The 13,373-nt window shown below is 64.6% G+C and carries 12 protein-coding genes; 10 read left to right on the forward strand and 2 right to left on the reverse strand.

Annotation, left to right across the window (positions count from 1 at the left end):
* Window positions 1–30: 30 nt before the first annotated feature.
* The 10 genes from glcD to NFG58_RS16475 all read left to right on the forward strand — a co-directional run bounded on the left by glcD (window position 31) and on the right by NFG58_RS16475 (window position 10,713).
* Window positions 31–1,530 carry a glycolate oxidase subunit GlcD gene (glcD, locus tag NFG58_RS16430; RefSeq protein WP_108448248.1) on the forward strand — a complete coding sequence of 500 codons (1,500 nt, stop codon included), beginning with the start codon at window positions 31–33 and terminating at the stop codon, window positions 1,528–1,530.
* A 393-nt stretch (window positions 1,531–1,923) separates the two neighbouring features.
* Entirely contained in the window at window positions 1,924–3,009 is a 1,086-nt protein-coding gene (gene glcE, locus NFG58_RS16435; RefSeq protein ID WP_348826994.1) for a glycolate oxidase subunit GlcE, read from the forward strand.
* Window positions 3,010–3,137: 128 nt separating this feature from the next.
* Window positions 3,138–4,370, forward strand: a complete 1,233-nt coding sequence (gene glcF / locus NFG58_RS16440) for a glycolate oxidase subunit GlcF (protein ID WP_348826995.1) — start codon at window positions 3,138–3,140, stop codon at window positions 4,368–4,370.
* Window positions 4,371–4,490: 120 nt separating this feature from the next.
* Window positions 4,491–4,892, forward strand: a complete 402-nt coding sequence (locus NFG58_RS16445) for a heme-binding protein (protein WP_045991718.1) — start codon at window positions 4,491–4,493, stop codon at window positions 4,890–4,892.
* A gap of 141 nt (window positions 4,893–5,033) precedes the next feature.
* Window positions 5,034–5,930, forward strand: a complete 897-nt coding sequence (locus tag NFG58_RS16450) for a DMT family transporter (protein ID WP_348814756.1) — start codon at window positions 5,034–5,036, stop codon at window positions 5,928–5,930.
* Window positions 5,931–6,112: 182 nt separating this feature from the next.
* On the forward strand, window positions 6,113–6,427 hold the full coding sequence (locus NFG58_RS16455) for a hypothetical protein (RefSeq protein ID WP_045991716.1): 315 nt from the start codon (window positions 6,113–6,115) through the stop codon (window positions 6,425–6,427).
* A gap of 533 nt (window positions 6,428–6,960) precedes the next feature.
* On the forward strand, window positions 6,961–7,311 hold the full coding sequence (locus NFG58_RS16460; RefSeq protein WP_108132416.1) for a hypothetical protein: 351 nt from the start codon (window positions 6,961–6,963) through the stop codon (window positions 7,309–7,311).
* 275 nt (window positions 7,312–7,586) lie between these two features.
* On the forward strand, window positions 7,587–9,161 hold the full coding sequence (locus NFG58_RS16465) for a bifunctional GNAT family N-acetyltransferase/carbon-nitrogen hydrolase family protein (protein ID WP_045991713.1): 1,575 nt from the start codon (window positions 7,587–7,589) through the stop codon (window positions 9,159–9,161).
* A gap of 2 nt (window positions 9,162–9,163) precedes the next feature.
* Window positions 9,164–10,009 (forward strand): M90 family metallopeptidase, encoded by an 846-nt coding sequence (locus NFG58_RS16470; protein ID WP_083970243.1) that lies wholly within the window; start codon window positions 9,164–9,166, stop codon window positions 10,007–10,009.
* Window positions 10,006–10,713, forward strand: a complete 708-nt coding sequence (locus tag NFG58_RS16475; RefSeq protein ID WP_108132413.1) for a TVP38/TMEM64 family protein — start codon at window positions 10,006–10,008, stop codon at window positions 10,711–10,713. Before NFG58_RS16470 ends, NFG58_RS16475 begins: the two co-directional genes overlap by 4 nt.
* A gap of 16 nt (window positions 10,714–10,729) precedes the next feature.
* Here NFG58_RS16475 and NFG58_RS16480 read toward each other — a convergent pair whose 3' ends face one another.
* A complete protein-coding gene (locus NFG58_RS16480; RefSeq protein WP_083970241.1) occupies window positions 10,730–11,806 on the reverse strand; it encodes a sensor domain-containing diguanylate cyclase in 1,077 nt (358 codons plus the stop codon).
* Between the two features lie 167 nt (window positions 11,807–11,973).
* Window positions 11,974–13,311 carry a glycosyltransferase gene (locus NFG58_RS16485; RefSeq protein ID WP_348826996.1) on the reverse strand — a complete coding sequence of 446 codons (1,338 nt, stop codon included), beginning with the start codon at window positions 13,309–13,311 and terminating at the stop codon, window positions 11,974–11,976.
* Window positions 13,312–13,373 lie beyond the last annotated feature (62 nt).

Below are 13,373 nucleotides of genomic sequence, written 5' to 3' on the forward strand. Positions count from 1 at the left end.
CGACCGTGCTAGCTCAACCGAGGAAGCGTCATGAACATCCTCTATGACGAACGCCTGGACGGCGCCTTGCCACGCCGCGACAAGAACGAGGTGCTCGCCGAACTCACCCGCGTGGTCCCCGACCTCACCCTGCTGCACCGCGAGGAAGACCTGCGCCCCTTCGAATGCGACGGCCTGTCGGCCTACCGCGTACTGCCCATGCTCGTGGCCCTGCCAGAGCGCCTGGACCAGGTCGAGGCGCTGCTCAAGCAGTGTCGTGAACTCGGCGTGCCGGTGGTCACCCGCGGCGCTGGCACCGGACTTTCCGGTGGGGCCCTGCCGCTGGAACAAGGCGTGCTGCTGGTCATGTCGCGCTTCAATCGGATTCTCGACATCGACGCCGACGCCCGCATCGCCCGGGTCCAGCCCGGGGTGCGCAACCTGGCCATTTCCGAGGCGGCGTCGCCCTACGGGCTCTACTATGCGCCGGACCCCTCCTCCCAGATCGCCTGCTCGATCGGCGGCAACGTGGCCGAGAACGCCGGCGGCGTGCACTGCCTCAAGTACGGCCTCACCGTACACAACGTGCTGAGGCTCGAGGTGATGACCATCGAGGGCGAGCGCATGACCATCGGTTCCGAGGCGCTCGACAGCCCCGGTTTCGACCTGCTGGCGCTGATGATGGGCTCCGAGGGCATGCTCGGCGTGGTCACCGAGATCACCGTCAAGCTGCTGCCCAAGCCCGAGACCGCCAAGGTGCTGATGGCCAGTTTCGATGACGTGGAAAAGGCCGGCGCCGCGGTCGGCGACATCATCGCCGCCGGTATCATCCCCGGTGGCCTCGAGATGATGGACAACCTGGCCATCCGCGCCGCCGAAGACTTCATCCGAGCCGGCTACCCGGTGGACGCCGAGGCGATCCTGCTGTGCGAGCTCGACGGCGTCGAGGCCGACGTGGACGACGATATCGAAACCGTGCGTGAGGTGCTGGCCAAGGCTGGCGCCAGCGACGTTCAGCTCGCCCGCGACGAGGCCGAACGCGCCAAGTTCTGGGCCGGTCGCAAGAACGCCTTCCCTGCGGTCGGCCGCATGTCGCCGGACTACTACTGCATGGACGGCACCATTCCTCGCCGCGAGCTGCCGAGGGTGCTCAAGGGCATCAGCGATCTGTCAGAGCAGTACGGGCTCAAGGTGGCCAACGTCTTCCACGCCGGCGACGGCAACATGCACCCCTTGATCCTGTTCGATGCCAACCGCGAAGGGGAACTCGAAACCGCCGAGGCACTGGGCGGCAAGATTCTCGAGCTATGCGTGGAAGCCGGCGGTTCGATCACCGGTGAACACGGCGTCGGCCGCGAGAAGATCAACCAGATGTGTGCCCAGTTCGACAGCCTGGAGATCACCGCCTTCCACGCGGTCAAGGCCGCCTTCGACCCGGAGGGACTGCTCAACCCAGGCAAGAACATCCCGACGTTGGCCCGGTGCGCCGAGTTCGGCGCGATGCACGTGCACAACAACGAGCTGCCGCACCCGGAACTGCCAAGGTTCTAGCCATGACAGCCACGAGAGCGTCCCGACGCTGGCGCGCTGCGCGCGATCAAGGTTCAGTGCGATGCACGTGCACAACAACGAACTGCCGCACCCGGAACTGCCGAGGTTCTAGCCATGACAGCCACGAGAGCGTCGCGACGCTGGCGCGCTGCGCGCGATCAAGGTTCAGTGCCATGCATGGTGCACAACAACGAGCTGCCGCACCCGGAACTGCCAAGGTTCTAGCCGGAGCCGCCACGCTTCCAGGCGCCGCAGGAAAGGGGCACGGTTCAGACAGGAAGGCGGCAAGCCTCGTCTCCTGCCGTCGACCGTGACGCCCTTGCAGCGCTGCCGTGCTCCGTGTGTCGCGCCTTGTCGACGTTTGTCCCTCTTTGTCGGAATTCAGGTACCACCATGTCCAACAATGACGTTTCCCCTTCCGCCTTCGACGGCCTGGCGGCTCTGTCCGCAGCGATCCAGTCGGCAAGCGCCGAACGTCCGCTTCGCATCGTCGGCGGCAACACCAAGGCCTTCTATGGCCGCCCGGTGGAAGGTACGCCGGTATCCACCCGCGAACACCGCGGTATCACCAGCTACGATCCGGTCGAGCTGATTGTCTCGGTGCGTGCCGGCACCCTTCTCTCCGAACTCGAGGAGGCGCTGGCCGACCAGGGCCAGATGCTGCCCTTCGAACCCCCGCACTTTGGTGCCGAGGCCACCGTCGGCGGCACCATCGCCGCCGGACTGTCCGGCCCCCGCCGCCCCTGGGCCGGCTCAGTGCGAGACTTCGTGCTGGGCCTGCGGGTACTCGATCACCAGGGGCGTGAACAGCGCTTCGGCGGCGAAGTCATGAAGAACGTGGCAGGTTACGACCTGTCACGCTTGATGGTCGGCGCCCAGGGCACCCTGGGACTGATCACCGAAGTCACCCTCAAGGTGCTGCCGCTACCCACCGCCAGCGCCAGCCTGCGTCTGGAAATGTCCCAGTCAGAGGCTCTGAGTCGTCTGGCCGAATGGGGACGCAAGCCGCTCCCCTTGAGCGCAGCGGCCTGGCACAGTGGCGCCCTGCATCTGCGTCTCGAAGGCGGTGCAAGCTCGGTGGCCGCCACCCGCGAGGCGATCGGCGGGGACGCCCTCGAGGCCGACTTCTGGCGCGGGCTCAGAGACCTGTCGCTGCCCTTCTTCAGCGACGCCAGCACGCCGCTGTGGCGGATCAGCCTGCCGACCAACACCCCGAGCCTGGACATCGCCGGCGTCGAGCCACATCAACTGCTGCTCGACTGGGCCGGCAATCAGCGCTGGCTCAAGGGGCAGGTCGACGCCGAGTCGCTGCGCGACGCCGTCGCCCAGGCAGGTGGCCACGCCACCTGCTTCACACCGGGCACCGCCGAGCCCTTCACGCCACTGCAGCCGGTGGTCGCCAAGTACCACCAGCGGGTGAAACGCAAGCTCGATCCCGACGGCATCTTCAATCCGCGCCGACTGTATCCGGACTGGTAGACCGGGCGCTGAACGATCACAGCCGCCCGGCGAAGGCGGCATGATCGGACAGCCATCGACAGACGACCTGATCCCCCGTTTGGCCCCGGCGAAGGTCCGGGCCTCGACCATGACTAGCGGATAACAACATGCAGACCCATTTCAGCGAAAAAGACCTCGAGAAGCCGCACATTCGCGAGGCCGACAGAGTCCTGAGAAGCTGCGTCCACTGCGGCTTCTGCAATGCCACCTGCCCGACGTACCAGTTGCTTGGCGATGAGCGCGACGGTCCGCGAGGCCGCATCTACCTGATGAAGGAGATGCTCGAAAGCCCTGAAGACGACGACCAGATCACCGAGGAAACCCGTCTTCACCTCGACCGCTGCCTCACCTGTCGCAACTGCGAGACGACCTGCCCCTCAGGCGTCGAGTACCACAAGCTTCTGGATATCGGCCGCGCCGAGATCGAGCGGCGTGTGCCGCGCAGCACCTCCGACAAGGCGCTTCGCTTCGGCCTGCGCAAGGCACTGGTCGAGCCCGGCCGGTTCAAGGCCCTGCTGGCGCTGGGCCAGACCTTCAAGCCGCTGGTCCCCGGGGCGCTCAAGAGCAAGATGCCCCCGGCCCCGGTCGACGCTGGCAAGCGCCCCGACGGCAAGCGTCATCCGCGCCAGATGCTGATTCTCGAAGGCTGCGTGCAGCCCGGCCTGTCGCCCAACACCAATGCCGCCACTGCCCGCGTGCTGGACCGCCTGGGGATCGGCCTGACGCCTGCCCCCGAGGTCGGCTGCTGCGGCGCCATCGACTTTCACCTGAACGCCCAGGAAGCCGGACGCGAGCGAGCCAGACGCAACATCGACGCCTGGCTGCCTCACCTGGACGCCGGTTGCGAGGCCATCATCCAGACCGCCAGCGGCTGCGGCGCCTTCGTCAAGGAGTATGTCGAAGTGCTGGCCGACGACCCCGACTATGCCGAGAAGGCACGCCGGGTCAGCGAGGCCGCCAAGGACCTGGTCGAGGTGCTGGGGCAGGAAGACCTGACAACCCTCGACGTACGCGCCGACCAGCGCCTGGCCTTCCATTGCCCCTGCACCCTGCAGCACGCCCAGAAGCTCAACGGCGCGGTGGAAACGGTACTGACCAGGATGGGCTTCACCCTGACGCCGGTGCGAGATGGTCACCTTTGCTGTGGCTCCGCCGGCACCTACTCGATCACCCAGCCCGAACTGTCACGCCAGTTGCGTGACAACAAGATGGACGCGCTGGAGGAAGGCAAGCCGGAGGTGGTTGTCACCGCGAACATTGGGTGCCAGACCCATCTCGCTGCGACTAACCGCACCCCGGTGCGCCACTGGATCGAGATCGTCTATGAAGCGCTGGGCTAGCGCGAGAGCCACTGGATCGAGATCGTCGACGAGGCTCTGGTCAGACAGGCCCAGAGCGCCTAGACTAAAAACGAAAATATTTTCCATATTAACCACAACCCTCAATCACAAGGACTCCCCATGCCGACCAAGCCTTACCTCGACCAGTCCCAGGTCAACGCCATCCTCGACGCTGCCCAGAAGGAAGCCGAGGCCAATGGCTTCGCCGTGACCATCGTCGTCAGCGATGATGGCGGCTACCCGCTGGGCCTGCGCCGCCTCGACGGCGCTGCACCGTTCAGTGCCGACGTCGCGATGGCCAAGGCCCGCTCCGCCGCTATCGGTCGCAAGGAGACCCAGGTCTTCGAAGACATGATCAACGGCGGCCGCAACGCCTTCCTGTCGGCGCCCATGGAGGGCCTGATGTCCGGTGGCGTACCGGTGATCATCGACGGCCAGGTGGCCGGTGCCGTGGGCATCTCCGGCGTCAAGCCGGACCAGGACATCCAGGTCGCCAAGGCCGGTGCCGCCGCTATCGGCTAAACGCCTGGGCAGGACACAGTGATACGTCACTCGAATCCTGTACAAGCCTGCTGTACAACTGGTATTGCGTTATCGACCGCCGCCTTGACTGGCGGCGGTGCCTTTTCCGCCAGACCTTCTCGATGACATGGACCCGTCCCGATGCCCCTCCTGCCCTTTCTGGCCCCCCTGGGCGCCGTCTTGATCTGGTCCGGCAACATGACCATCAACCAGCTGACCGTCGGCACCATCGCCCCCAGCAGCATCGCCTTCCTGCGCTGGTTACTGGCGGTGGCCGTGTTGACGCCCTTCGTCTGGCGCCAGAGCTGGCGCGAGCGACACGCCATCGCCGCGCATTGGCCCAAGCTTGCGCTTCTGGGACTGCTGGGCATGGCCCTGTGGCAAGGATTGGCCTACGTCGCGGCGGCCTCTACCAGCGCCACCAACATGGGCATTCTGGCGGCCATGGTGCCGCTGTTGACGATTCTGCTCAGCGCCCTGGTGCTGCGTGAGCCACCTAGCTGGGGCGGCTGCCTGGGCGGCGTGATGGCTCTCGCGGGCGTGCTGTGGCTACTCGGCAGAGGTGACATCGCCGTCCTGGCCAACCTGGAAGTGGCCCCTGGCGATGCGCTGATGGTGGTGGCCGCGACCTGCTACGCCCTTTACGGGGTCATGCTCAAGCGTTGGCCGCTTGCCATATCGCCCTGGGTCATGCTCTACGTTCAAGCGGTGTTCGCCGTCCTGCTGTTGCTGCCGGCCTACCTGCTGGGCCCAATGACACCGATCGACACAAGCAACGCCGGCCTGATCCTGTACGCCGGCATCCCCGCCTCTATCATCACCACCTATCTGTGGATGTTCGCGATTCGCCACATCGGCGCCAGCCGCGCCAGCATCTTCATCAACCTGATGCCGCTGTTCAGCGCCCTGATCGCCATGCTCTGGCTCGGCGAACGGCTTGGCTGGTACCACCTCAGCGGCGGCGCTCTGGTGCTTGCCGGCGTACTGACGGCCCAGACCTTCCGGCAGCCGATCCGCCGTCACGGCGAGGCCCGCTGACTTTCGTCCCGCGGCCCCGTCACAAGGGCCGAGGACGTCAAGATGTCGCTGAAACGGCTAACCATAGTTAGACAAGAATAACGTCCGTATTTGCAAAACCACCATGCGTTGTATAGGTTTAGTACAACCGTTGAGCACAGGACGCCAACGGCCTCTGCAAATCCAGCGACGAGAGGTTCCGCATGAAACACATCGTCAAGGCCGCAGCACTCATGAGCACAATGGCACTGTTCTCCAGCATGGCCATGGCCGCTCACCATGAGGAAAACGAAGCCCAGGAAAGCGGCGTCGATACCTCAAACAATGTGACCGAACAGCAAGACTCTTCCAGCATGGCCGATGACAGCGCCATGAATGCCGACAAGCCCCTCGTCGAAGACGGTGGCGTCGACTCTTCCAACAGCGCCGAGCAAGCCGACGACAGCATGTCCGAGACCCAGCCGAAGGGTGAGCTGGCAGAGGATAGCGGCGTCGACTCCGCCAACGACACCGAATAATCGCCAGGCCACGGATGGTCATAGTGGCAGGGACTCGCCACGGCATGGCGGCCAGGATGGCTGCCGGTGGTTCCAGGAAGGAACCGCAGGGCAGGACGCCCACGACTGAGCGATGGACAGGCTCGCGCCCGATATCCCCATGGACGATCTCGGGGCCCACGGAAGGGCCCAGGCCTTGACCCGAACAGCCGCGTGGCAGTCATCGCCGCGTGATAGCGGCCAGGATGGTCGCAAGAGGTTCCAGGACGGAACCGCTGGGCAGGAAGCCCAACAGAGCCAGCGGACAGGCTCAGTGCCCGACACCGACAGGGAAGAACACAGGGCCCACGGAAGGGCTCAGGCCACCCACTCGATGGCGTCACCAGGAAGGTGACGCAATATGTCGCGAGCAGGCCTGCTCACGACCCGCCCCACATCCCGCCCCCCACCCTTCAGTCCCCGCATGAAGCGACGGACAATGAAAGGTCGACGACGGGAATGCCGTTGGGCCGTCATCAGAGCATCATCAACAGCTACAACCCGGAGGTACTACGATGAACACCTACCAGACCACACTGCTGAAGCGCCTCGCCCTGGCCGGCTTGATCGGCCTGTTCTCCAGCGCCGCCCTGGCCGATCACCACGCCGAGGGAGACGAAGAGATGAAGCAGGAGCAAGTCATGCCTGAAGATAGCGGCGTCGACTCCTCCAACGATTCAGCGAAGGCCGAGGGCGAAGATGGCGCCATTCCCGGAGGCGAGATCGTCAAGGATGGCGGTGTCGACTCCAACCACGCGCCCAGCGACGACGCTTCCGCCAGCGACAGCCAGTCGGCGCTGGACGAGGGCGACCTGGTGGAAGACAGCGGTGTCGATTCGGCCAACGAGCCGGAAAACGACGTCTAAGCCTCCAGATTGCAGGACACCTGCGCTGCAGAGCTTGCACGCAGCATCCCAAGGCTCCGCTACGGCGGGGCCTTTGTCGTGGCAAGGCCCGCTGTTTGTTGGACGCGTTCTTTCCAGCGCTCTCTCCAGCGCTTCATGCTTCCCTTGATGTGCACTACTGCCCCCCGAGCTTTAGATGCATAACGCTTATGCTTTTGCGCTATGCTGCACACCTCGTTCCGCCTTGCCCTGGGCGGCATGTTAGACTATGCGGTCCATTTCCGGAGGAACGCTTCATGTCCCTCGATGATCTTCAGCTCAATCTCCGTAACCTCACCTGTGACGACTACCCTCAGCTCAAGGGGCTGATGGACAAGGTCTACCACGACATCGGCGGAGCCTGGCCCAGGATCACCATCGACAGGCTGGTGGCGGAGTTTCCTGACGGCCAGATCGTCATCGAGGACGACGGCCGGGTCATCGGCGTGGCGCTTACCGCCCTGGTCGACTACGAGGAGTTCTCCAACCCGCACAAGTACGACGACCTGATCGGCAAGCGCGAGACGATCCAGAACGCCAAGGACGGCGATGCCATGTACGGCATCGACGTGCTGATCGACCCCGACTACCGCGGCTATCGCCTTGGCCGTCGCCTCTACGAGGCGCGCAAGGAGGTCTGTCGCCAGCTCAACCTCAAGGCCATCCTGGCCGGCGGACGCATCCCCGAGTATCACCGGGTGGCCGACAGCATGTCGGCGAGCGAGTACATCGACAAGGTCTCGCGCAAGGAGCTGCATGACCCGATCCTGTCGTTCCAGTTGTCCAACGACTTCCAGGTCAAGCGCCTGCTGCGCAAGTATCTGCCGGAAGACGAGAAGTCCCAGGGCTACGCGACCCTGCTCGAGTGGAACAACATCCTGTTCGAGCCGGCCGAACGCATGCTGGAAAGTCGTCCGACCCAGGTTCGAGTCGGCGCCGTGCAGTGGCAGATGCGCGAGTTCGCCTCGGTGGAGGCGGTGCTGCAGCAGGTCGAGTACTTCGTCGATGCCTTGTCCGACTACCAGAGCGACTTTGCGGTCTTCCCGGAGCTGTTCAATGCACCGCTGATGGGCCTTCAGGACCGCGCCGCCCAGCAGGACCAGATGGCGGCCATCCGCTTTCTGGCCGGCTTCACCGAGCGCTTCAAGACCGAAATGTCGCGCATGGCGGTGGCCTATAACATCAACATCATCGCCGGATCGATGATCGAGGAAGGTGACGACGGACGCCTCTACAACGTGGCCTACCTGTGCCACCGCGACGGCTCCATCGAGCGCCAGGCCAAGCTGCATATCACCCCCCAGGAGCGCCGCGACTGGGTGATCGAGGGCGGCGAGGATCTGTGCGTATTCCAGACGGATGCCGGACGCATCGGCATCCTGATCTGCTACGACGTGGAGTTCCCGGAGCTGGGCCGACTGCTCGCCGATCAGGACATGGACCTGCTGTTCGTGCCCTTCTGGACCGACACCAAGAACGGCTATCTGCGGGTTCGTCACTGCGCCCAGGCCCGAGCCATCGAGAACGAATGCTACGTGGTGCTGTGCGGTAGCGTCGGCAATGTGCCGTCCATCGAGAACCTGGACATCCAGTACGCCCAGTCATCGGTGTTCTCGCCTTCCGACTTCGCCTTCCCCCACGACGCAGTGATGGCAGAGACCACCCCCAACACCGAGATGATCATGTTCTCCGACCTGGATCTGTCGCGGTTGACCGTGGTGCGCGCCGAGGGCTCGGTGACCAACCTCAAGGACCGCCGTAAGGACCTGTTCGACCTGCGCCTGCGCGACTGGTCGTGGAAGTCCGGCGCCAGGGACCAGGACGACAGCTAGTCGTGCTGTCACGACTCAAGCGCTGGCGGGCGGCCCGCTTCGATGCCCGCCACCCCTTCCCCGCCGCCACCTGGGCAGGCGCCCGAGCGCGCCTGCCCTTGCTGGCCCGCGTGCCCGAGGCTTCGGCCCAGCGCCTGGGCCAGCGTGCCTGGCGGTTTCTTCACGACAAGCGTCTGAGCCTTCACCCGGACCTGGACCCTGCGGCACTGGATAGCGAGGAACGCCTGGCCCTGGCGGCCCAGGCCTGTCTGCTGACGCTGGGCTGGAGCGAGCACGAGCACCAGGAAGCCTTTGCCAACGTGCACGAAGTACTGGTGTTGCCCGACGCCTTTCGTCGCCAGGTCGAAGAGATGGACGAGGCCGGGGTGATGCACGTCTACGAGGACGAGCGCGCCGGCGAGACCTTCTACCAGGGGCCGGTGGTGATCGCCTTTCCCGATCTGGTCGAGAGCGGTGGCCTGGATGGCTTCAACGTGGTCATCCATGAATTCGCCCACAAGCTCGACATGGGCAATTCTCAGGACGTCGACGGATTTCCACCACTGCCGGTCACCATCGCCTCCAGGGAGTGGCATCGCGAGTTCACGGCGGTCTGGCAGGATCTGCAAAAGCGCCTCGAAGCAGGCGACCCCACGCCCATCGATGACTACGCCGCGAGCCATCCCGGCGAGTGCTTTGCCGTCTGCTGCGAGACCTTCTTCAGCGCCCCCGACCGTCTGATGGAGGCCTACCCGGGACTCTACGATCTGCTCTGTCGCTACTTTCAGCAGCAGCCCCTCACATGGGCGCTGACTGCCGATAACGACCATCCCGCACCCTCACCCGCCACTCAGGAATCCCCCCGATGACGAGGCGCTGGCTACTGCCGACCCTGGCCATCACCGTGCTGGCAGCGCTGGGACTGACCTGGCAGTGGCTGGCCATGCATGACCTGCTTACCGTCGACACCCTGATGAAGCTTTCCCAGGGTGGCACGGCGTGGCGCGACAGCCCCTGGGCCATCGTCGTGGTGGCTGCTGTCTATGCAGGGCTATCGCTTGTGATGTTTCCGCTGAGTCTGCTGGTGGCAGCGACCGGGCTGGTATTTGGCCCCTGGTGGGGCTTCGGCTACGCCCTGATCGGTACCCTGTCGGCCTCCTGCCTGACCTGGTGGGTCGGTCGCAAGCTTGGCCGCGATGCGCTGTTGCGCTACGGGGGAAAGCGCTTGAACGGCCTGTCACGCTACCTGTCGGGACGCGGCATCCGCACCATGACGCTGGTCAACCTGCTGCCGCTGGCCCCCTTCACCCTGACCAACATGATGGCCGGAGCCTTCCATCTGCGCTTTCGCGACTACCTGATCGGTTCCACCCTGGGCATCGCCCCGGGCCTGGCCGGGGTCACCCTGCTCGGCAGCCAGTTGGGCGAGTTGATCACCGCCGACAGTCGCAGCGAGATCTTCTATGCGCTGGGTGGCCTGGCGCTGGGTGTCGGCCTGCTGGTCGGACTCAAGCGCTGGGCCGACGGGAGAAAGGCCGATCGGGGATCATCCAGACAAGTGGAAAGCAAGTAGCACCGCCACGGCTGACCTACTGCGTCACGTGCACGAACTCGACTCGGTTTCGACCATTGGTCTTGGCCTTGTACATCGCCTGATCGGCCTGATTGACCAGGCTGTCGAGGTCAGCGCTGTCACTGTCGATCAGCAACGCACCGATACTGGCGGTGACGCGTATCACGCTATCGGCGACGGGTATCTCCAGCTCGGACAGGGCAAGGTTGAAACGCTCGAGGGCGGACATCAAGGCAGGCTTGTCGACGTCCGCCATGACCACGCAGAACTCCTCTCCCCCCATGCGGGCGATAAGGTCCGACTTGCGAAAGCTTGCGTCGAGCGCCTTGGCCACGGCGACCAGCACCCTGTCCCCGGATTCATGGCCGTAGGTATCGTTGATCGACTTGAAGTGATCGAGATCGACCAGCGCGACACCCAGCGCTCCCTTGCCGCGCTGCCAGCGCTTGGCCAGGGTGGCAAAACGGGTAGCAAAGGCGCGACGATTGCACACCCCGGTCAGGGGGTCGGTCTCGGACAGCACTTCCATCTCTTCGATCTGATGATGGATGCGTATGCTGGCGGCGACCCAGTGGGCCATGGCCTGCAGGCGCTCACGATCTTCATCGGTGAAGGCATTCGGGCTTTCGTGGGCGATGTTCATGGTGCCCACGCAGCGACTGCCGCTGATCATCGGGACATCGAGACAGCACCCTAGCCCCTTGGCACTGAGCATCTGGCAGTCGAGATCGGGACTCCCGTCAAAACGCTCGGCGTACTCCGCCTGGCGAGTGCGATAGACACGTCCGACCATGGTGCCGTAGATCGGCACAGGCTGATCCATCGGGATGGCGTTGTTACCTTCCATGGCGATCAGGGTCAGCTCGGTCTCGGACTGCGCCAGAGTGATGGAAGCGCGGTTGGCGCCAAACACCGTACTTGACCAGCGTGCCACCGTATCCAGCACGTCCTGGAGCGATTCGGCCGCGGACAGCTCATGCACGAAGCGTATCGGTAACTCGATGGTCAGATCCGCGCGCAGGGACACGGCGTCGTCATCACGCTGCGCCGACGATGATCGCTTGCTGTCCTGCCGTGTCTGTTCCAACGTCATACCCTCACCGAGCGCTGTTCGCTCTATCCAACCGAAGAAACGAAGCCTTTGGAGATTCTATCGTGCTCTCCTGGTGAAGCCGAGTCACATGAGCATAAAATGAATGAACGCACTATTCGGAAAATTTTGTGCGTTTAAACCTAGGTGTCTTGAATCAGCAAGCGGCGTCACCTCGACGGCAGTTCGGGTTCGTCTTCATGTTGGCCGGGCCACCAGGATGGCCGCTCCTCACGCCACTCTTCACGCCACTCCTCCTGGACCAGGTGGCGTAGCACCCTCCCTCGGTAGCGTAGCATCTGCCACTCCGCGCCCAGTCGGCTGCGTACACGCTCCCAGCCGCCGTCATCGGCGTGGGTGAAGGGGCCGCCGCGGGCGATCGCCAGGCGGTAGACCCGCAGGCAGCGCTCGGCGCAGCGAGCCTCGTCGTAGGCCTGGGCCGTGCTCAGGGCGGTCTCGTGCAGGGCCGGCCAGTATCGTGCGTCGGTACATTCGGCCAGGGCCAGGGCGAAGGCCTGCTCATCCTCATGCGCCAGCAGCCGTCCATTCTCGCCATTTCGCACGACTTCGCGAACGCCAGGGGCATCGAGGGCCACCACCGGCAGCCCCGCTGCCATTGCTTCGGCCACCACCATGCCCTGGGTCTCGCTGTGTGATGCAAAGGCAAAGACGTCCATGGCGTGGTAGGCGTCGATCAGCGCCTGCCCGTGCAGGCAGCCGGTAAAACAGACACGCTCGCTCACCCCATGACGATCGGCGGCGGCTTCCACCGCTTCTCGGGCATCACCGTCTCCTACCACCAGCCACCAGGCCTCGGCATCCTCGACCAGCGCCTGGCACACCGCGCCCGCCAGAAATGCCAGATTCTTCTCCTTGGCCAGCCGACCAAGATGGCCGATCACCCGGGCATCAGCGGGGATCGCGAAGTGGTCCCGCCAGCGATCACGCTTGCCCGTCGCAAAGAGTGAAGTGTCCACTCCGCTGGGCACCACCGTCATGTCCGGGTTGCCGGCGCGCTGGACCAGCAGCTGCTTGACGCTCTCGCTGGGAGCAATCACCTCATCGCACAGCCAGGTGTACTGGGTCGCCAGCGCCACCGCAAAGCGCTGCATCCGCGAGGAATCCCCCGGCACGTAGTGTGTGTAGTGCTCGTACAGCGTGTGGTGGGTGAACACCAGTGGCAGGCCGTAGGTTTCCGCCGCGCGCGCTGCGGTGTCGCCCAGCAGGAAGGGATGGTGGGAATGCACGATGTCCGGCTCGAAAGCCTCGATGGCGTCGAACAGTTGTCCGGGTATTGGCACCGGCAGCGAGAAGTCGCTGCCGTTGAAGTGCTGCACCGCGACGACACGCACCACATCCGGCTCGTGCTCCGGCTGTCCCTCCAGCCGAGGCGCCACCACCAGGACACGATGCCCCGCCTGCTGCAACTGGTGCTTCAGGCGCTGCACGGACTCGCTGACACCACCGACGATCGGCGCATAGGTGTTGGTGAACATCAACACATTCACGGCGGCAGCAGTCTCCCGAAACAGATAATGGACCGCACCCCGGCGACAACAATCCCAAGGTG

Origin of the sequence: Halomonas sp. RT37 (assembly GCF_040070525.1) — a bacterium.
GTDB classification, from domain to species: Bacteria; Pseudomonadota; Gammaproteobacteria; order Pseudomonadales; family Halomonadaceae; genus Halomonas; species Halomonas litopenaei.

What these genes read in the sequence shown, in the direction of transcription:
- glcD (WP_108448248.1), top strand. Translation starts at nt 31, where the DNA reads ATGAACATCCTCTATGACGAACGCCTGGACGGCGCCTTGCCACGCCGC.
- glcE (WP_348826994.1), top strand. Translation starts at nt 1,924, where the DNA reads ATGTCCAACAATGACGTTTCCCCTTCCGCCTTCGACGGCCTGGCGGCT.
- glcF (WP_348826995.1), top strand. Translation starts at nt 3,138, where the DNA reads ATGCAGACCCATTTCAGCGAAAAAGACCTCGAGAAGCCGCACATTCGC.
- NFG58_RS16445 (WP_045991718.1), top strand. Translation starts at nt 4,491, where the DNA reads ATGCCGACCAAGCCTTACCTCGACCAGTCCCAGGTCAACGCCATCCTC.
- NFG58_RS16450 (WP_348814756.1), top strand. Translation starts at nt 5,034, where the DNA reads ATGCCCCTCCTGCCCTTTCTGGCCCCCCTGGGCGCCGTCTTGATCTGG.
- NFG58_RS16455 (WP_045991716.1), top strand. Translation starts at nt 6,113, where the DNA reads ATGAAACACATCGTCAAGGCCGCAGCACTCATGAGCACAATGGCACTG.
- NFG58_RS16460 (WP_108132416.1), top strand. Translation starts at nt 6,961, where the DNA reads ATGAACACCTACCAGACCACACTGCTGAAGCGCCTCGCCCTGGCCGGC.
- NFG58_RS16465 (WP_045991713.1), top strand. Translation starts at nt 7,587, where the DNA reads ATGTCCCTCGATGATCTTCAGCTCAATCTCCGTAACCTCACCTGTGAC.
- NFG58_RS16475 (WP_108132413.1), top strand. Translation starts at nt 10,006, where the DNA reads ATGACGAGGCGCTGGCTACTGCCGACCCTGGCCATCACCGTGCTGGCA.
- NFG58_RS16480 (WP_083970241.1), bottom strand. Translation starts at nt 11,806, where the DNA reads ATGACGTTGGAACAGACACGGCAGGACAGCAAGCGATCATCGTCGGCG.